A 20,127-nucleotide genomic window follows, 5' to 3' on the forward strand; every position below is an offset into this window, starting at 1 on the left:
GCATAAATCAAAAATAAAGAACCCCACCCCGCATTTGAGTAAAGCAAACGCTCCCCTCCCCCATACCTTGGGGAGGCGTTGGGGGTGGGGTGTTAGGTACTTTTGCAAGAGACTCCATGAACACAATTCACAACGAAGGAATGAAAATATTTCTTTCCTAGTCACCAGTCCCCAGTCCCTATTTTCAAGGCAGACTCCATGAACACAATTCACAACGAAGGAATGAAAATATTTCTTTCCTAGTCACCAGTCCCCAGTCCCTATTTTGAAGGCAGGTCTAGTGTACCTTAGCTAGATTCTCGACCAAAAAGCAGACAAAGCCTATACACAGCAAAAGCTTGCGTAAAATCCTACGTGCCCGTTAAATTACTTATATGATGTCAAGCGATCGCCCCTAGTTAATTGGAGTCAAAACTGTCGGGGGTTCACGAAGCGATCGGGCTTTGGGAGAATAAAAAGTAATTTTTTGAGATTTCTAGGAAACTAGTAAATAACTATATGATGAAAAACTTGCAGGAGGAGCGGTAGTGAGCTTACAAACTCTAGTTGAACAAACCACCATCCCCCCAGATTCAGGGTCTATAACACCGAGTCCGTTTAATACAGATAGCTTTAATCAAGCTGTCATGTCTACCTATGGGCGGTTTCCCTTAGCCCTAGAACGGGGTGCTGGGTGTCGGGTTTGGGATACACAGGGGCGCGAATATTTGGATTTTGTGGCGGGAATTGCCACTTGTACTTTAGGACATGCCCACCCAGTTATGGTAGAAGCGGTGACGCGCCAAATCCAAAAGCTGCACCATGTCTCTAATTTGTACTATATTCCCGAACAAGGTGAATTGGCAAAATGGCTCGTTGAACATTCCTGTGCCGATCGCGTCTTTTTCTGCAACTCTGGAGCTGAAGCTAACGAAGCAGCAATTAAATTAGCCAGAAAATATGCCCACACGGTATTAGACATTGAAAAACCGATTATTTTAACCGCCAATGCCAGTTTCCACGGCCGGACTTTAGCAACCATTACTGCCACGGGGCAACCAAAGTATCAAAAATACTTCGATCCTTTAATGCCTGGGTTCCATTACGTAAATTACAACGATATTAACTCTGTGGAAGTGGCGGTTAGTGAGTTGGATGAAGGCGATTATCGTGTAGCAGCGATTTTAATTGAGCCTTTGCAAGGAGAAGGCGGCGTGCGTCCGGGAGACATTGCCTATTTCAAAAAGTTACGGCAGATTTGCGACGAAACCGGAATTTTACTGATTTTTGACGAAGTGCAAGTTGGCATGGGTCGCAGTGGTAAGTTATGGGGTTACGAACATCTGGGCGTAGAACCCGATATTTTCACCAGTGCTAAAGGCTTAGGCGGCGGTATCCCCATCGGTGCAATGATGAGCAAAAAATTCTGCGATGTTTTTCAACCAGGAGAACACGCTAGTACTTTTGGTGGCAATCCTTTTGTTTGCGGTGTTGCACTGAGTGTTTGCCAAACATTGGAGCGGGAAAATATCTTGCAAAATGTCCAAGACAGAGGCGAACAGTTACGAACTGGATTAAAAGCGATCGCAGCGAAATATCCCGATCGCATTAGTGAAGTGCGGGGTTGGGGCTTAATCAATGGTTTAGAATTACGAGCTGAGGTTGCGCTAACCGCAGGCGATGTGGTCAATGCTGCCATCAACGAGGGTTTATTGCTCGTACCAGCCGGGCCAAAAGTCATCCGATTTGTGCCACCATTGATTGTCACAGAAGCCGAAGTAAATACTGCTTTGCAAGCTGTAGATAAAGCAATGGCGATCGCTACAAAGTAAGCAACCTGCAAAATTTAGTGTTTCTTACTTGGATACAACACATCAACTACTGTTGTGTTTCTAAATATCAGTTTAAGTGCCAACATCTTAAACGTAGAGGGGAAAGTTCATTGAGCTTTCCTCTTGCTATTTCTACTTATTTTTTCCGAGAAAACTTGTACAATTATCAAGGCGGTTTTCATTAACAGGTAGTTCTCCGGTGTAAAATTTATCGACAGCAAAATTTTTCTACTTTGTGTTTTCTCATCCTTCATTTGTGGCTAAAATACCACAAATTGGACGCTGATATCGTGCAATAAGATAAGTTGGCACAGAAAAATAAACTAGGCAAAAACCCTTATTTCTATTGCCTATACTTCGACTTAGCTCAGTACAAGTTGCCTATTGCCTGATTCCAACGATAATTATTTATGCCGACTTACTTAGATAACCTTTTCCTCATGACTGGAGAGCAAAATCTTGGGAATAGAACTACGCAGTTTCGTGTTTCTCGACAGCCTGCAACCTCAACATGCAGCATATATGGGAACAGTAGCCCAAGGTTTCTTACCATTGCCAGGAGATACATCGTTGTGGATTGAAATCTCACCTGGTATCGAAATTAATAAAATTACAGACGTAGCCCTAAAAGCTGCTTCTGTGCGTCCGGGAGTACAGGTAGTTGAACGCTTATATGGTCTATTAGAAGTTCATTCTGGCTCCCAAGGTGAAACGCGAGCCGCAGGTCAAGCCATTTTAGCAACACTGGGAGTCAGAAGAGAAGAATGTCTCAAACCGCGTGTTGTTTCCAGCCAAATTATTCGCAACATCGATGCTTACCAAACACAACTTATCAATCGCACGCGCCGGGGACAGCTTTTATTAGCAGGGCAAACTCTATATGTATTAGAAGTAGAACCTGCTGCTTATGCCGCCTTGGCTGCAAATGAAGCCGAAAAATCGGCATCGATTAACATTCTTGAAGTGCAAGCCGTAGGCAGTTTTGGAAGGCTTTACTTGGGTGGAGAAGAACGAGATATCTTAGCAGGTGCAGCGGGAGCATTAACGGCCATTGAAAGCGTACCTGGTCGAAATCCTCAAAGTGGGCGTCAGGAGTAAAGGAGAGAAAATGGCAAATCGAGAGCATCTGGGTTTACTCAAAGCAGGTGCAGTTATATGGACTGAGTGGAGAAAGAAAAATCCCGATATTCAACCAGACCTCAGCTTGGCGAACTTGCAAGGGGATAACCTTAGAGGTGCAAACCTCCAAGGGGTAAATCTGAGCAAGGGAGATTTAGCTAATGCTTTACTTGTGCGGGCAAACCTCAGCAATGCAGAACTCAGCGGCGCAAACCTCTACAAAGCCTTGCTGATTGAAGCTAATTTGAGTTCTGCTAACTTCAGTGTTGCTAACTTGAGCGGTGCTACACTTTCACAGGCAGATCTGAGCGATGGCAATTTTATTGGTGCTGACTTGAGTGAGGCGAATCTTAGAGGTGCTGGGCTTGTTAATGCTAATCTTATTGGCACCGACTTAAAAAACGCTAACTTGAGAGATGCGGATTTAGATGCGGCAAAACTGATTCGAGCTAACCTCTGTTTTGCTAACCTCATTGAAGCTAACTTGATTGGGGCTGATTTGAGCGAAGCCAGCTTATACGAGGCGGAAATGTTGGGGTCTTATCTTTACAAAACTGATTTGTATAAAGCTAATTTGACTAAGGCTCACCTGAGTGGCGCATACTTGTTGTCTGCTAACTTAAATGAGGCAGACTTAAGCCAAGCAGATTTGAGTTGGGCTAACCTCAGACGAGCGAATTTGGCAGGGGCAAATCTGAGAAAAGCGAACCTCCGAGGAGCCGACTTGAGGGGAGCTAATCTCAGCGGTGTGAATTTTCAAGAAGCAATTATGCCTGACTCTTCAAAGCACGATTAGTTAACAAGATATATCAGAATTATGAATTATGAAGGATTTAACCTAAAACAATATTTATAGCGGTTTTCAATTGAATGGAATACACCGAAAGAAAATCAATAGGACTTACGCAAAATATCTCTAAAACTCTCATTTCTCCGTGACCTCTGCGCCTCTGTGGTTCGATTTTCCGTTAGCTGTGCGTAAGTCCCGATCAAATCATTGTAGGGGCGCACAGCTGTGCGCCCCTACTGTAGTCTATTCAATTGTAAATTGCTATAAATTCAAAAATAAAATCGAATTACTATACTTGGTTTTAAGACCTAGTTTATTATTTAATCTCTAGTCAAAAATCTGCGATCGCTCGTCGAAAATTTTGATTGCGATCGCTGATTTCCATTTTAGCTCTATTAAATTTAGCTTTAACGACAACTATCTAAAGAGTGAAAGATTTAGCCCAAATTACAGCCATTAGTTAGTTGCGGAAATTAGTTAATAGCTCAAAAATACTACTTATACCGCCAATACAAATTTCCCTTTATTAAATATTAATAAATATCATGATGCATTAAGCTTGACCCTATTCACCTTTCTCGGCAATCATAAAGACACGGCTAGTAAACGCCAATTAATATAGCCCTTAACTGCGATTCTATGCATGATAAAATCGCCCGAATGTACCACTTGTAACACCTGTCTTTATTATTGCAATATATCAGATGACCACAGTATCTCTTTTTATTCTTAGTGTTATCTGCGGTTCTGGAAAAATCCCATAAAAAGCAAAAAGTAAAAAGTAAAACTAGCGTTCAATGCACACTTTTGTTGAATTCTGCCTTTTGCCTTTTGCCTTTTGTCTTTTGCCCCGTTCAGCCACTTTTTTTTTCTGGAGGATATTGTAATGTTTAGTCTGTTTCGCTGGTCATCACTAAGAGTAGCTTTGCTAGTTTTTGGAATGACAACTGCTACAGTAGCTCCCATCGTAATTTCTACACCAGCTTCATCTCAAAATACTGTTCCCAGTACCACCCCATCTCCATCTGCTACACCATCACCAACTTCGCCATCACCAACTTCAACAGTTAATTTATCAGATGTCACTTCAGATTACTGGGCACGTCCATTTATTCAAGCTCTAGCTGACAATAATGTAATTAGTGGGTTCCCTGATGGCAGCTTTAGGCCAAATCAATCTGTGACTCGTGCGGAATTTGCCGCCCTAATTCAAAAGGCTTTCGGTAACCAAAACCGAATTCGCCAATTGAGTGCGGGTGGATTTAGTGATGTTCCTGCTGGCTACTGGGCAGCTGCGGCAATTCAAAACGCTTACGAAATCGGGTTTTTGTCCGGTTATCCTGGGAATGTATTTAGACCAAATCAACAAATACCCAAGGTACAAGCGATCGTTTCTATCAGCAATGGCTTGGGCTTGACTGCTAGCGATACAAGTATTCTCAATAGTTCCTACAGTGATGCTTCAGCTATCCCAAATTATGCAGTTAATAGCGTAGCAGCAGCTACACAAGCTAATCTTGTTGTCAACTACCCAGATGTTAAACAACTCAATCCCGAACAATCTCTAACTCGTGCTGAAGCAGCAGCACTTTTATATCAAGCTTTAGTTAGACAGGGACGTTTGCAACCCATTGCTAGCAATCTGCCAGCGGCTCAGTATGTTGTCGGTGGAGTTGGTACTGGCAATCAAACAGGTAACGACATTGTTTCTCTGGCTGCATCCAGTAACTCTTTTTCAACACTGACTTCTTTGTTAAAAACAGCCGGTTTAGCAGAAACTCTTCAACAGCCCGGCCCTTATACAGTTTTTGCTCCCACTAACGATGCATTTGCCGCTTTACCTGCTTCTACCCTAGAACAATTGCAGCGACCAGAAAACAAAGAAGCATTGGTGAAGATTTTGAGTTATCACGTAGTTCCTGGTGCGGTAACTGCTAGCCAACTCACAAACGGCGAACTGAAAACCTTTGAAGAAAGACCTGTAAATATTCAAATCGATCGCGCTAACAATCAAGTCGCAGTCAATAATGCTAGAGTCATCCAAGCTGATGTCCCAGCTAGCAACGGTGTTATCCATGCAATTAACCAAGTCCTCATCCCGCCTGATATTAATCTCAGTCAGTTAAATCAGCCCCAAAATGGAGGCAATGCTGATGGTGGAACATCTGGTGTTGATGTAGGTAGAGCTACTCGTGGTGGTAGAAGTTATATCGGGGTTGCTGGTAACATTGGTTTGAGTGGCGGCGATACAGCTTTGAGCGAAGGTAACTTTACAGTCATCAGCAAACTGGGTCTGACAAACTCCATATCAGTACGACCATCAGTGCTGTTTGGCGACGATACAGTATTTCTGGTTCCCCTGACTTATGATTTCACTCCACGTGCAGCAGGTTCCGTGGGCCAACGAACTCTTAGTATAGCTCCTTACCTGGGCGCAGGCGTAGCCATTGAAGCTAATCTCGACACTGATTTTGGATTATTGCTCACTGGTGGTGTAGACGTTCCTCTAGGTACTCGGTTCACCCTTACAGGTGCTGTAAATGCAGCTTTCATGGATGAAACTGATGTCGGTTTGCTATTAGGCGTTGGTTACAATTTCTAAATATTACTAAATATGAGCGCCCAAACAAAGGGCGCCTTTTTTGCTAAGGGATTACCAAGAAATAAATTATCCACTCTTGTGGGGTGGGCGTCTCGCCCGCCCGTAAACAGGGGCGGACAAGATGTCCACCCCACAAGAAAAGTTGTATATTTTTTTATCTGGAAGTCCCTAACACAGAATATACAGCAATCATTGTAGGGGCGCACAGCTAGCTGTGCGCCCCTACAAGCGTTGATAGCGTGCTAACCTAAAATTTAAACTTCTTTTGAAAATTCTCTACCTTTGACCAATGATTCCTTTATGGTAGAGAGCAAGCGGATTTATCCTTGGAATCAATAGAAAATCTAAAATCTAAAATTGCCTGACTCAAAAAAATGGTTCCTTCTAAACGAGTTTATTTATTATTAGTTTTAGGAATTGCGATCGCCTTTATCCTATCCTTTTTTGTCACCATTAAAGCAAGCATCGTCATAACTTTGTTATTTGATGTTTTAGTTCTCCTATTAATGGTTGCAGATGGTTTGCAGGTGCGGCGTTATCGCGTGCAAATTACCCGCGAATTACCACCACGGCTATCCATTGGGCGGGATAATCCAGTTGTATTAAAAGTAACGTCGCAAAAAGCCAACGCTCAAATTCAAATCCGCGACTATTACCCAACAGGTTTTGGCGTATCTGCACCTGGACTACAGGCGATTATTCCTAGTAACAGCACCCAGGAATTAACTTATACCGTTAACCCGACACAACGGGGAGAATTTCCTTGGGGAAATATTCAAGTCAGACAATTGGGACTTTGGGGGTTAGCTTGGGATGATTGGCAGATTTTACAAAGTCTGCCAGTGAAAGTTTATCCCGATTTAATCGGGTTGCGATCGCTGACAATTCGCCTGACACTGCAATCATCGGGATCGATGCGCCAAGCTAGGCAAACGGGTATCGGTACAGAGTTTGCCGAACTGCGGAATTATCGCACTGGCGACGATTTGCGGTTTATTGATTGGAAAGCTACCGCCCGTCGAGTTGGTGCTTATGGTAACTCACCGCCATTGGTGAGGGTTCTGGAACCAGAACAGGAACAAACTTTGCTGATTTTACTCGATCGCGGCAGGTTAATGACGGCAAAAGTCCAGGGTTTACAGCGATTTGACTGGGGTTTAAATGCAACTTTATCGTTAGCTTTGGCAGGATTGCATCGAGGCGATCGCGTTGGCGTTGGTGTATTTGACCGCCAGATGCATACGTGGATTCCCCCAGAACGCGGTCAACTTCATTTGAATCAGTTAATTGATAAACTGACTCCAATTCAACCGGTGTTATTTGAATCTGATTATTTGGGCGCGGTGACAAATGTTGTGCAGCGACAAACTCGTAGGGCGCTGGTGGTGGTAATTACTGATTTAGTTGATGTGACGGCTTCTATGGAATTGCTGGCTGCACTTTCTAAGTTAGCACCCCGCTATCTGCCATTTTGCGTGACTTTGCGAGATCCCCAAGTAGATCGTTTGGCACATACTTTTAGTGAAAATGTTACAGATGCTTATGTGCGTGCAGTGTCATTAGATTTATTGGCACAGCGACAAGTGGCATTTGCTCAACTGAAACAAAAAGGTGTATTAGTATTAGATGCACCAGCAAATCAAATTGCGGATGAGTTGGTTGAACGATATCTGCAATTGAAGGCGCGGAATCAACTTTAAAATGTTTTGAAACGCAAAGGGGCGCAGCGAAAAGTTTGAGCGCCGGCTTCCGGCGCTCAAAGCTTTTCAAGACAGAGTTTTTTGGAGGGCTATGTTGGAATCTGCGAGTGTTACGAATCGATGGGTGAATACAATTGATTTCCAAAATCCAGAAGCGATCGCGAAAGGATTTGGGATTATGGAAAATAATATTTATTGCACTTTGTCTACTTGTTCTTTTGATGGTTACCCTTGGGTGTCACCTGTATTTTTTGCCTATGATGAAAAGTGCAATATTTATTGGAGTTCGGCTATTGAATCGAAGCATTCGCAGAATTTATATAGTAATGCTGGGAAGGTAGCGATCGCTATTTTTAATTCGAGTATTTCTGAAGGTACGGCAGATGGTTTGTATTTTTATGGAACAGCATCAGAATTAAAGCCAGAGGAAACAGAAAAGATTTTGAAGCTACTTCTAAATCGTGCCAAGAGAAAACACAATCGCACAGCCGCGGATTATTTAAATGATTCACCCCGCAGAATATATCAGTGTCAACCTCAAGAAGCTTGGGTGACTGGCGAACGATTGCCTTTTGGTAATCAATTAATAGATACAAAAAATCAGATATGTTTGCAATCTCTCGGAGAGCATGTCAAAAGTTATAGCAGGGAATAGGGAAATGATTTATTTTTACTTTATAAATGACCAAGAAAGGGAAGGGGTAAAGGGGAAAGGGCAAAGGGGAAAGGGATACAAGCCCCGAAATTCTATTTATGTAAAAAAAGAAAAAATTTATACCTAGATTGCAAGCAATCTAGGTATAAGGCGTCTATATTACAAGCCCCTATATTAAGATATGCGGTTTATGTTTCCCTTTCCCCTTTCCCCTTTCCCCTTTTCCCTTTTCCCTTTTCCCCGCCGAATTAAGATATGGGGTTTATGTTTCCCTTTCCCCTTTTCCCTTTTCCCCGCCGAAGGGCTTTGACCTCTAATTTGGTACGTTTAGATGGAAAAATTAATTAAAGTAGTGGGATTTTGGCTTTGTGCAACTATCATAATTTTGGGTTTGATGGGCTGCGATCGCTTTATTAATAATTCTGGAGATGTGGTTGAACGAGTGAGTGATGGTGATACTTTAGTAGTAAAAGATGCTAATGGTAAAAATGTTACCGTGCGCTTTGCTTGCGTAGATGCGCCAGAAATAGCTCATACCAATAAAGAAAAACAGAGTAAAATTAGTAGCGATCGCAATCAATTTACTTGGGGTGTCAAAGCTCAAGAACGCGTACAACAACTGGTACAGCAAGGAGGCGAACGCGTCACCTTGAATATAACAGATAGCGATCGTTATGGACGTAAAGTCGCAGAAGTTCGTTTAAAAAATGGCACTTTCATCCAACAAGTATTATTACAAGAAGGCTTAGCAAAAGTATATCGTCCCTATTTAAATAAATGTCCTAGTAAAGACTTAATTCAACAAGCCGAAGCACAAGCCAAACAACAACGGATTGGCATTTGGAGTGATACTAAATTTGTCAATCCTTGGGAATATCGCGCTTTATATAAAAAATGAAAAAGGGCATGGGGAAGCAGGGGAAAAGGTTAAAGGGAAAAGGGAAAAGGAATAAATTTTATCTTTCCCCTTTTCCCTTTACCCCTTTCCCTTTCCCCAGTCCCCATTACGGCTGATACCGCAGGCTAAAATAAAAACCATCATCTTGAACATTATTACCGCGATCGCTCAAATCGATGAATGGAAATCCATAATCGAGTCGTAAATTTAAATTATCAATGCCAAAGGCTTCATTCCACAATAATCCTAAACCTGCGCCAATCAGAAAAGTTTGATCGGGTAATTGATTGGGATTATTAGATTTATTCCAGACTGCTCCCATGTCAACAAATGGTGCTAGTTGAATCGTTGATAATCCAGATTCATTACGCTGGACTGTGATTCTATCTTCGATCGCTACCCGAAATCCATTATCCCCTGAGCGGACATTTTGACGATATCCTCTGACTGATTGTCCGCCGCCAATGACGAATTGCTGGGAAGGTAACAGACTATCTGGTGTTAGTTGTAAATCTGCTTGAACGAGCAATAATTGGTCGTTGCTGAGTCGCTGGACGCGCTGTACTTGAAACAACCAACTGAAAAAGCGACCATCTGGTATGGGATCATTGTTGATTGTGGCATCTAATATATCAACGCCAAAATTAAATTGCGATCGCAAAAACCAAGCACCTTGGGGTTCACGTTTGATATAGTCTTGACCAAACTTAATAACGCTGGTACGGCTAACTCCATTAACATCGGGGCCGATACCAAAGGGAGTTGCAAGGTTATCGAAGAGAAAAGTTTGACCATCTTGATAGCTAAATCCTAAAGATAGGGCAAATTCTTGTCGTGGCGATCGCATCAATGGTTGGCGATAATTGATTTCATAAAGATCTTGGTTTGCCCGAATTCCAAAGGCATCAAACGGCGCTTCAGTGATTCTATTACGATTAAAAGCAGCTCTAATTTGTATCTTCCCATCCATCGCATTGACAGGAACCTGATACCTAAAATCATAGATATCGGAACCACCTGTGAACGAGTGAAAATAATAGCCTGCTAACTCATCTCCCATCCCAGTTAAATTACGATGGCGCAGTTCAACACCCAATCTTTCTGCACCAATACTCGGAGGCGAATAGTTATCTACACCCAAACTACCAGTTAAAGGATTTGCCTCTTCAACTCTCACAACCAGAACACTTTGACCGACTTTACCGGTAGGACGCAGGCGTGCTTCGACATTTGTGAACAAAGGATCGAGTCGCAATAGCTTTAGTTGGTCTTCCAACTTGCCAATATTCAGAGGAACGCCAGCACCTAATTCGATGCGACTACGAATATAAGATGGGTTTAAACGCCGCGTTCCTTGGATGTCTATCTCAGCTAAACGCCCTTCAATGACGCGAATGACCACAATTCCATCGGTGGTACTAGGTTGCTGAGTCTCTGGAACCGCCCTGGAATTGAGATAACCTTTATTTAAATAAAGTTGGGTAACGGCGTCTGCTGCTTGTTTGATTTCTTCTAAAGTCAACTCTCGTTCTTCAAACGGCTTGACAACTGCATTCAAGTCATTTTCACTAAAAACCGTGCTATCTACAACCTGAATTTTACGAACTCGAATGCGTTGTGGTGTTTCTGGTTGGGCTGGCGATGATTCGGGGTTTGGTGTTGGTTGATTAGGCTCAGTTACCGGGGAAGGTGCTGTTTCCTGTACGATTTGTAACTCTGGGTAACTATTATCTCCATCGGACTTTGGTGTAAAGTTATTAGCTCTAGCTGTGAGTCCATTTGCAGTTACAATCCAGACCACAGGTAGAATTAACAAGCCACACTTGAAACTGAAACTGTGCTGATTCAATTTACTAATTGCTAGACTTTGCCAAGCGTCTAATTGATGAGAAACAGACAAAATTCTTGGCTGAGTCATTGCTTTAGGCTTAACACTAGTTTCTGTTCCTTTTCTCATTGCTTTTCGCTTTTTAGGAGACTGGGGAGTGGGGACTGGAGACTGGGGAGATGGGGAGATGAGGGAGACAAGGAGACAAGGAGACAAATTGCAACAAGTCTTTCCCCGTGTCCCCGTGTCCCCGTGTCTCCGTGTCCTCTTCCCAATGCCCAATGCCCCATGCCCCATGCCCATATATATAGGTGCATCAATATTTGAATATCATATTTCTGACATGCCAATTTAAGAAAATTTGTAACTAAAAAATAATAAACAGCAATGATTATCTAAGTGAAAGCCCTGAGCATTATATCCTGGTAATTAGGTAGAAAACTTGGATTACTTCGATGTCACCACTGATTTCCATTGTCATCGTTAATTACAACCGGGAGGCTTACCTTCAACAAGCGATCGCCAGTGTCTTAGCCCAGACCTGGCAAGACTTTGAGCTACTAATTTGGGATGATGGATCTACAGATGCTTCAGTGGCTATGGTGGAAAGATATACTCAGCAAGATGCGCGAGTACGGCTAATCCAAGCAGAGCATCAAGGAGTTGCTGCGGCTTGCAAAACAGCAATAAACCAAACTACTGGCAGTTACATCGGTATAGTTGACAGTGATGATATCCTCGCACCTACCGCTTTAGCCGAAACCGCCGCAGTCCTCAATCGCCACCCAGAAACGGGACTTGTTTACACTGACTACTTAAATATCGATGCAGAGGGGAAGGTTATCGGTTACGGTCATCGCTGTGACATCCCCTACTCAAAAGAAGGTCTGTTGGTAAACTTCATGACTTTCCACTTCCGTCTTATGCGTCGTTGCGTTTACGACCGAGTGGGAGGTGTCAACGGGTCTTTTAATATTACTGCTTATGATTACGATTTGTGTTTGAGGCTTTCCGAAGTTACCCAAGTGCGGCGAGTTAAAAAGCCCCTCTACTTCTACCGAATTCATTCTCAAAGCATCTCTGTTAATAGAAAAACCGAACAAATACTTTGGTCAAAAAAAGCGATCGCCCAAGCACTTTGGCGACGTGGATTAGCAAATAAGTTACAAATCGATGTAGAATTTTCCACAGGTCGCTTTATCCTGCGGCGCAAAAAATCTTTACTCTCCAGTATCGCTGCTTCAATACTAGTTTTTGCCCCCCTACTGAGTACCATCAGTCCCAAATTAGCCCAAGCACAGCAAATTGTTCCTGCTGCTGATGGTACAAACACAATTGTGACTCCCAACGGCAATCAACTTAATATCACTGGTGGTACAACTTCTGGTGATGGCGCTAATCTCTTCCACAGCTTTCAACAATTTGGAATTTCACCAGAACAAATCGCCAACTTTCAAGCCAGCCCAGCCCTACAAAATATCCTTGGTAGAATCACAGGCGGCGATCCTTCCATCATCAATGGCTTAATTCAGGTAACTGGTGGTAACCCTAACTTGTTCTTGATGAATCCAGCCGGATTTATTTTTGGAGCAAACGCCAGCTTAAATGTACCTAGTGCTTTTACGGTGACCACAGCCAACGGCATCGGTTTTGGCAGCAGTTGGTTTAATGCAATAGGTGTCAATGATTACAGTGCTTTAGTGGGAAACCCTAATGGATTTGCCTTTAGTACTAGCCAACCGGGAGCGATTGTGAATGCTGGAAATTTGGCAGTCGGTACGGGGCAGAACTTGAATTTATTGGGCGGTACGGTAGTCAACACTGGGCAAGTTTCAGCACCAGGAGGACAAATTACCATCACATCCGTACCAGGTCAAAATTGGGTGCGCCTCAGTCAGCCAGGAAATGTGCTGAGTCTGGAAATTCAGCCCCTCGCCTCTAGTAACAACCAGCCCAATAACTGGACAATTCCTATTGCATCTTTACCAGAATTGCTCACCGTTGGTAATACTAACACTGGGTTAACTGCCAATACTGATGGCACTGTACAACTAACAGGCTCTAACGTCAAAATTCCGGCAACTCCAGGTACAACCATTGTTTCTGGCACAGTAAATGTATCAAATCAAACAGGCGGGACAGTAGCAGCTTTGGGTACGAAAGTCGGAGTAATTGATGCCAATATTAACGCCTCTGGAACCAATGGTGGCGGTACTGTACTAATTGGTGGTGATTACCAGGGTCAGGGAACTTTGCCCAATGCACAGCAGACTTATGTTAACTCCAACTCCATAATTAATGCCGATAGTAATTTGAATGGAAATGGTGGACAGGTGATTGTTTGGGGGAACGACACAACCCAATTTTTTGGTAACATTTCAGCTCGTGGAGGAGCAAATTCTGGCAATGGTGGTTTTGTAGAAGTATCAGGCAAAAATTTCTTGACCTTCAACGGTGTGGTAGATACTTCAGCCGCCAATGGTAGCTTTGGCACATTATTGCTAGACCCCAGCACATTGACTATTATCGATGGTGGAGCAGGTACTTTTGATGGCACAGCTAACAACATTGCTTTTGGCGATGCAGATATTGGGGCTAATACAGTTTCATGGGGTGCGATCGCCGCGTCTGGTACAAATATCAACTTACAAGCCACAGGCAATATTACCATCAATGATATCACTGGAGCGACACCCACAGTCACTACCGCCGCTGGTGTTGCGACATTAAGCTTGGGCGGTGGTAGCTTCACCCTCACTTCACAAACTGGTTCTGTAAATTTTGTTGACCCCACCAACACCATCCAGACAACAGGAGGAGCCATTAACTTTTCTGGAACTAGCTTATCACTGGGAAATCTCAATACAAGTAGAACCGGTGGCAATAGTGGCAATGTCACCTTGTCTGCAACTGGTGACATTAGTGCGCGCAACATTATTGCCAGCGGTCAGGGCTACTCAGCAGGTAATATTACCGTGCAAAGTACTAATGGTGGAATTACCCTCAATAACCTCGACACTAGTAATATTGATGGGTTTTTTGGATTTGGATATGGTGGTATTACTATTAGCGATGCTGGAACAGTAAATTTGAGCGCCGCCAGCAACATTTTCACGCGTACTATTAATTCCTCTTCAAATAATGCTAATGGCTCAGGTAGGGGTGGTGATGTAGTTGCAACAACCACAGGCGGGAGTATCACCACGGAAGCGATTAACTCGTCTCTAGTCAAACAAGGAGGCGGGACATTTACTGGTACAGCTGGTGGAGTTACCTTAACTGCCACAGATAATATTACCATTAATGGTGGCATCAACACCTCAGCAAGCACCACGGAAGTAGATGGTGATACAAGTGCTACGGCTGGGGCGGTCAGCTTAAATACTACAAATAATATCACAGTCAATGAAGCCATTAATAGCCAAGCGATCGCCACCGGATTTGATACAGAAACTGCCACAGGTGGCGACGTTAGCTTACAAACTAACAGTAGCGCTGGCAGCACAATTCGTTTTAATAGCATCAACACACAGGCTATAACCTCGCTTGTTGACGGTACTGTGGCTGGCGGCGATGTGCAAGTGCTGGCAAACGGACTAGTCCAAGGAGCAGGAACAGGTACTACCATCACCACACGTGGAATTTTATTAAACCCTTTTAGTGAAGAAGGATTTAATAGCGTTACCGGGGGTAGTGTCAGAATTCGACATGATGGTGGGCCGGATAACGTGCCATTTACCGTAGGTGATGAAACAAGTATTAATGGCACATTTGGAACAATTGATACCGGAGGCGGTGCAACCATCACTGCTGCTAGTTTTCCAGTCTTGCCAACTAACGGAGATGCCAGTGGCACGCCAGCCAGCATTACCATTACATCTGTAAATACCCCGCCTACACTGACGACAAACTCGCCCCTCTCGTCCAATGCCCAAGTCAATCAAACCTTGAGCTTCACATTTACAGCCAGCACTAGCGATGTCAATTTAGATAATACCACCGTTGTCATTGATGCCATCCAAGCAGGAACCCTGAGGCGAGGCGATACGGTTTTAGCTGCGGGAGACACATTAACTATAGGTGAAACACTAAATTACACACCACCCACCGATAGCACAGGGCTAATAAATGCATTCACAGTCAGAGCTAGCGATGTGGTTTCATCCTCAGAACCCGTACAGGTAGCAATCAACGTCAATGTGCCTGAGATTCCTGACGAGCCTGAGATTCCTGACGAGCCTGGAATTCCTACCGAGCCTGAGATCCCTGAGGTTCCTCCCTGCTCATTTCAGTGCAATCCACCTAACCCAGGTAATCCTGACCCAGGCGATCCTAAGATTGGTGACCCTGTAATTAATACCGATCCTACTCCCGAAGATAACTTTACAGATGATTTTGGTGATTATTTAGGCATACCAAATCCCAGAATTAAAACACTGGATGAGGCCAAAGAAATTGCTAACAAAATTGAGAAAGCTACTGGTGTAAAACCTGCATTTATCTACATCAGTTTTGTACCTGTGGAGATTATCCCAGAGAGAACTAAACAGCTAAATACCCTACTAGAAAACGATAGCGACGAACTGGAAATAGTTGTAGTTACTGGAAAAGGTGACCCTATTCGTAAGCGCATTCCAGAAACTACTAGAGCCAAAGTTTTACAAGTAGCTCAAGAATTTCGTGACCAAATTGTAAGTCCACAAAACCGCCGTCGTACTGCTTATTTGCGTTCATCTCAACAACTTTATCGTTGGATAATTGCGCCACTGGAGGCAGATTTACAAGCTAGAGAAATTAACAATTTAGTCTTTCTACCAGACATTGGTTTACGTTCAACTCCAATGGCAGCACTTCACGATGGTAAACAATTTTTAGTAGAAAAATACAGTATTGGCTTGATGCCGAGTCTTAGCTTAACCAACACACTGTATACAGACATTAGAAAATCTCAAATTTTAGCCCTGGGGGTTTCTCTTAGTACTCAAGGGCAAAATCCTTTACCAGCAGTTCCTATCGAGATCTCAACATTGGTATCTAAACTCTGGCAAGGCAAATTGTTATTGGACAAGCAAGCCACCTTAGAAAATCTCAAAACTGTCCGGCGTCAACAACCTTTTGGCATTATTCACATGGCGACTCATGCCGATTTTGTAGCTGGCGGCTTAAGCAAGTCCTATATTCAACTGTGGGAGAACAAGTTACGTCTAGACCAGTTACGCCAGTTGCGGTTAAACGAACCTCAAGTAGAAATGATGGTGCTGAGTGCTTGTAGGACAGCATTGGGCGACAAAGAGTCAGAACTTGGGTTTGCGGGTTTAGCAGTGCTGGCAGGCGTAAAAACTAGTGTTGCCAGTCTTTGGTCTGTTAACGATTCTGGTACAGCAGCACTGATGACGAAATTTTATGAGAATTTAAAAACTTCTGCAATTAAGGCAGAGGCTTTGAGACAAGCTCAAATAGCTATGGTTAAAGGGCAGATTTACTTAAAGGATGGCCAAATTCAAGGTTTGGGAGTGGTGGGGAACTTGCCTTTGCCTGCTGAAAGTATTGAGGAAGCTGATGAATCATTTATGCATCCTTATTATTGGGCTGGATTCACAATGGTGGGTAATCCTTGGTAACAAGAATTCAGAGTTCTCTTTTTAATTTACAAGCTTGTTTTTATCCCAATGGCACGAGTGCAACTTGTTTACCCTAAAATCCCAGATAGCAAAAATTGTCCTTGGGAGCGCTGTATAGCTTTTGAGAAATATGATGGTACAAATCTCCACTGGGTTTGGGATTTGGAACTTGGGTGGTATGCTTTTGGTACGCGTCGCGATCGCTTTGACTTCGATGATATGGGGATTGCACAATTCAACAAAGCACATCCAGGTTTAGAAGAAGCTCTGGAGATTTTTAACAGAGATTTTGCCAATCCTTTAAAAAAAGTATTTCAAGAAAATTTAAATTATCAATACCCGGAAATTACCGTCTTTACAGAGTTTTTGGGAACTAACTCCTTTGCCGGAACGCATCAAAAGGACGAACCCAAACAACTAATTCTCTTTGATGTACAAACTGATAAATGTATTATTGCTCCCGAACAATTTATTCAAGATTTTAGTCACCTAAATATTGCACGGGTTGTTTATCGTGGAAAATTAACAGGTCAATTTATTGAAGATGTTCGAGAAGGAAAATATGGTGTAGCTGAAGGTGTTATTTGTAAAGGATGCAGCAGCAACAGCAATAATGTATGGATGGTGAAAATTAAAACTTATACTTATATGAAGAAATTACAGCAAGCTTTCAAGGATGATTGGAAGACTTATTGGGAATAAGGCAACAAATCTTGAGAGAATGTTTAAAAAGTCTTTTAATAATCCTATTTGAGTTGTGAAAAAAATTAGTGATGGCTGTTGAAAGTTAAGAGTCAACAGCCAACAGTCTACTAGTTATTATGCAGCTATCTCCTGTATTTGCAGACAATTGTGCTTGAGTATGTCAGTGATTCTGTCGGCGGGAGCAGGGATACCAAAGTAATATCCCTGGCCTTCTTGACAACCACGTTTTTTTAAATAGTCAAGCTGTTCTTGAGTTTCCACCCCTTCTGCCGTAATTTTCAACTGGAGGCTTTTAGCTAATGCAATGATGGCATCGGTGACTGCGGCGCTATCAGAATTTGATGTCACGTCTTGCACAAATGAGCGGTCAATTTTGAGCATGTTCACAGGAAAGCGCTTGAGATAGTTGAGAGAAGAATAACCAGTGCCGAAATCATCCAAAGCTAGCCATACTCCTAATTCTCGCAATTGTTTGAGGGTTTTCACAGACTGCTGAATATCAACTATCAAGGAGCTTTCTGTAACTTCCAGTTCTAAATAAGATGGTTCTAGTCTCGTCTCCTCTAGTATTTCTTTGACAACTCCGACTAAATTTGATTGTTCAAATTGTCGAGCCGAAAGGTTCACTGACATCCTAATTGGGGGTAGTCCGGCAAGTTGCCAGTTTCGATTTTGGGCGCAGGCGGTTCGCAACACCCATTCACCAATAGGTACGATTAAACCGTTATGTTCGGCAATGGGAATAAACTTTACTGGAGAAACTAAACCTCTTGTAGGATGCTGCCAGCGTATTAGTGCTTCTACTGCTGTGACTTCCGTGGTGTGCAAATCAATCAGCGGTTGGTAATAAACTACGATTTCACCGCGTTCCAACGCTCCATACAATTCGTTTTCTAATGCTAGTCGTTCTTGTAACTGAGCGTTAATTTCTGGTGAATAGAACTGGTATTGGCTATATCCTTGTTGTTTTGCTTGATACAGTGCTATGTGAGCCTGTTGTAATAGTAGATCCACACTATTACGATCGCCTAAGTCACTAATTGTAATACCTATGCTAACTGTAATATGAATTTGCTGGCTATCTATGAAGAACGGTTTAGACAGTATATTCTGTACGGTTTTTGTGAAACTAACCACTTTTTCAAAGGATAAAATATCCATCTGAGCGATGGCAAATTCATCTTGAGTTAAACGCGCCAAGATCTCTGTTTTACCCATACAGTTTGTCAAACGTTGGGCAACTGCTCTTAATAGGTGGTTAGATGTTTCATGCTCCAATCCATGACTGATACCAGTAAAATCATCAATGCTCAGAGAAAGAACAGCAATCAATTGCTGGGGATTCTGAGATTGTGACACGTTTTGGTAAAGGCGATCGCTAAATAAATCCCGATTCGGTAACCCAGTCAGATTGTCATAATTGCTAATCTGGTGAATCAACTCATCTAATTTGTAAAGAGTTTGTGAAGTATCTGCCATCAGTGTGCCTGCCTCATCGCCAAATTCTGTGGGCAGTTCTGGTAATTTTTTAGTTTGCAAGTAGTCTTGCAATGCCGCAGATGTGAGAATTACGGGGGCGAGTAGATAATGTAATGCAAAAAGGGTAGCCCCCGTTCCTGCTAGTGTGGCTAAAAGAGCATTCAGCAGTACTCGGATTGCTATTTCCCAAGGATAAGAGTTGGAAGTTACGATATTGAAGATTAAAGCCAAAAGTGGTACGTGAGTTCCCAAAAACGCCACTACCATGATTTTGGCAGTGTAACTTTTTTTGAGTAATCGTAATTGAGCTAGAAAAGAGTAAAGATAAAGTTTCTGATTCATCTGCATAAATGTTAGTTCAGGGTTAGGAGTTAGAAAATTGTTTAAGCTGCCACGCATCTAAAGCAGCACATCTTTTGGTTGTTGACAGTTGACAGTTAACCGTCAGCAGCCAAGGAAATTTATCTGTAGCTGTGCAATTTAAAAGCGTAATAGCTTACTAGTAATTAAGGATTACGCGGCTATTGGTGTGTGGCCGTCGTCAGTTATTCACAGTTAAAATTGCAATCTTAAACTCGGTTTTTATGCTTTGCTGAGAGTTCATTGACAATGTGCTGTGTATGTGAGATTACTTTGCTTTATGTGTTCCTGTCATATATTGACACTACTTTTCAACTAATTAAAATAGTTTGTTTCCGTCTTCATAGAAAAACTAACTAGCTATAAAATTGGTTATAAGTACTTGCTTTGTGAGTTTTTACTAGTAGTAATAAATTTGGGTTTAATGAAGGTTTAAAAAAGTCCGGTCATGGAAAAACCCAACAAGGGAAGAAACGGAAAAACAACGTTCCACAACAGCCAGACGAATTGGGACAAGTTGTTCTTATATAGCAATCCTATTTGAGTTATGAAATTATTA

At 42.6% G+C, this 20,127-nt stretch carries 12 protein-coding genes; 9 read left to right on the forward strand and 3 right to left on the reverse strand.

The window, feature by feature from the left end:
- Window positions 1-527: 527 nt before the first annotated feature.
- The 7 genes from H6H03_RS14415 (at window position 528) to H6H03_RS14445 (ending at window position 9,575) form a co-directional block, all read left to right on the forward strand.
- Window positions 528-1,811 carry an aspartate aminotransferase family protein gene (locus H6H03_RS14415; protein WP_190955778.1) on the forward strand — a complete coding sequence of 428 codons (1,284 nt, stop codon included), beginning with the start codon at window positions 528-530 and terminating at the stop codon, window positions 1,809-1,811.
- A gap of 459 nt (window positions 1,812-2,270) precedes the next feature.
- Entirely contained in the window at window positions 2,271-2,909 is a 639-nt protein-coding gene (locus tag H6H03_RS14420; protein WP_096537554.1) for a hypothetical protein, read from the forward strand.
- Between the two features lie 10 nt (window positions 2,910-2,919).
- Window positions 2,920-3,726 carry a pentapeptide repeat-containing protein gene (locus H6H03_RS14425; protein ID WP_190955779.1) on the forward strand — a complete coding sequence of 269 codons (807 nt, stop codon included), beginning with the start codon at window positions 2,920-2,922 and terminating at the stop codon, window positions 3,724-3,726.
- An 880-nt stretch (window positions 3,727-4,606) separates the two neighbouring features.
- Window positions 4,607-6,322, forward strand: a complete 1,716-nt coding sequence (locus H6H03_RS14430) for a fasciclin domain-containing protein (protein WP_190955780.1) — start codon at window positions 4,607-4,609, stop codon at window positions 6,320-6,322.
- A gap of 374 nt (window positions 6,323-6,696) precedes the next feature.
- Entirely contained in the window at window positions 6,697-8,022 is a 1,326-nt protein-coding gene (locus tag H6H03_RS14435) for a DUF58 domain-containing protein (RefSeq protein ID WP_190955781.1), read from the forward strand.
- Window positions 8,023-8,113: 91 nt separating this feature from the next.
- On the forward strand, window positions 8,114-8,677 hold the full coding sequence (locus H6H03_RS14440; protein WP_190955782.1) for a pyridoxamine 5'-phosphate oxidase family protein: 564 nt from the start codon (window positions 8,114-8,116) through the stop codon (window positions 8,675-8,677).
- Window positions 8,678-9,008: 331 nt separating this feature from the next.
- On the forward strand, window positions 9,009-9,575 hold the full coding sequence (locus H6H03_RS14445; protein ID WP_190955783.1) for a thermonuclease family protein: 567 nt from the start codon (window positions 9,009-9,011) through the stop codon (window positions 9,573-9,575).
- A 106-nt stretch (window positions 9,576-9,681) separates the two neighbouring features.
- Here the strand turns inward: H6H03_RS14445 and H6H03_RS14450 are convergent, their stop codons facing one another.
- On the reverse strand, window positions 9,682-11,532 hold the full coding sequence (locus tag H6H03_RS14450) for a ShlB/FhaC/HecB family hemolysin secretion/activation protein (RefSeq protein ID WP_190955784.1): 1,851 nt from the start codon (window positions 11,530-11,532) through the stop codon (window positions 9,682-9,684).
- Window positions 11,529-11,693 (reverse strand): hypothetical protein, encoded by a 165-nt coding sequence (locus H6H03_RS14455; RefSeq protein ID WP_190955785.1) that lies wholly within the window; start codon window positions 11,691-11,693, stop codon window positions 11,529-11,531. Before H6H03_RS14455 ends, H6H03_RS14450 begins: the two co-directional genes overlap by 4 nt.
- A 165-nt stretch (window positions 11,694-11,858) precedes the next feature.
- On the opposite strand from H6H03_RS14455, the gene H6H03_RS14460 reads away from it, so the two are divergent.
- Both H6H03_RS14460 and H6H03_RS14465 read left to right on the forward strand, forming a co-directional pair.
- Window positions 11,859-17,024 carry a CHAT domain-containing protein gene (locus tag H6H03_RS14460; RefSeq protein ID WP_190955786.1) on the forward strand — a complete coding sequence of 1,722 codons (5,166 nt, stop codon included), beginning with the start codon at window positions 11,859-11,861 and terminating at the stop codon, window positions 17,022-17,024.
- A 48-nt stretch (window positions 17,025-17,072) separates the two neighbouring features.
- On the forward strand, window positions 17,073-17,726 hold the full coding sequence (locus H6H03_RS14465) for an RNA ligase family protein (RefSeq protein ID WP_190955787.1): 654 nt from the start codon (window positions 17,073-17,075) through the stop codon (window positions 17,724-17,726).
- Window positions 17,727-17,843: 117 nt separating this feature from the next.
- On the opposite strand, the gene H6H03_RS14470 is transcribed toward H6H03_RS14465, so the two are convergent.
- The gene (locus H6H03_RS14470; RefSeq protein WP_190955788.1) at window positions 17,844-19,556 is read right to left on the reverse strand and encodes a putative bifunctional diguanylate cyclase/phosphodiesterase; all 1,713 of its coding nucleotides are present in this window, start codon (window positions 19,554-19,556) and stop codon (window positions 17,844-17,846) included.
- Window positions 19,557-20,127: the final 571 nt, after the last annotated feature.

The sequence above is a fragment of the Nostoc paludosum FACHB-159 genome (assembly GCF_014698835.1).
Lineage (GTDB): Bacteria > Cyanobacteriota > Cyanobacteriia > Cyanobacteriales > Nostocaceae > Nostoc > Nostoc paludosum.

Excerpts from the sequence above, each read along its gene's own strand:
- H6H03_RS14470 (WP_190955788.1), bottom strand. The coding sequence starts at position 19,556 with ATGCAGATGAATCAGAAACTTTATCTTTACTCTTTTCTAGCTCAATTA.
- H6H03_RS14430 (WP_190955780.1), top strand. The coding sequence starts at position 4,607 with ATGTTTAGTCTGTTTCGCTGGTCATCACTAAGAGTAGCTTTGCTAGTT.
- H6H03_RS14425 (WP_190955779.1), top strand. The coding sequence starts at position 2,920 with ATGGCAAATCGAGAGCATCTGGGTTTACTCAAAGCAGGTGCAGTTATA.
- H6H03_RS14465 (WP_190955787.1), top strand. The coding sequence starts at position 17,073 with ATGGCACGAGTGCAACTTGTTTACCCTAAAATCCCAGATAGCAAAAAT.
- H6H03_RS14450 (WP_190955784.1), bottom strand. The coding sequence starts at position 11,532 with ATGAGAAAAGGAACAGAAACTAGTGTTAAGCCTAAAGCAATGACTCAG.
- H6H03_RS14455 (WP_190955785.1), bottom strand. The coding sequence starts at position 11,693 with ATGGGGCATTGGGCATTGGGAAGAGGACACGGAGACACGGGGACACGG.
- H6H03_RS14440 (WP_190955782.1), top strand. The coding sequence starts at position 8,114 with ATGTTGGAATCTGCGAGTGTTACGAATCGATGGGTGAATACAATTGAT.
- H6H03_RS14445 (WP_190955783.1), top strand. The coding sequence starts at position 9,009 with ATGGAAAAATTAATTAAAGTAGTGGGATTTTGGCTTTGTGCAACTATC.
- H6H03_RS14460 (WP_190955786.1), top strand. The coding sequence starts at position 11,859 with ATGTCACCACTGATTTCCATTGTCATCGTTAATTACAACCGGGAGGCT.
- H6H03_RS14435 (WP_190955781.1), top strand. The coding sequence starts at position 6,697 with ATGGTTCCTTCTAAACGAGTTTATTTATTATTAGTTTTAGGAATTGCG.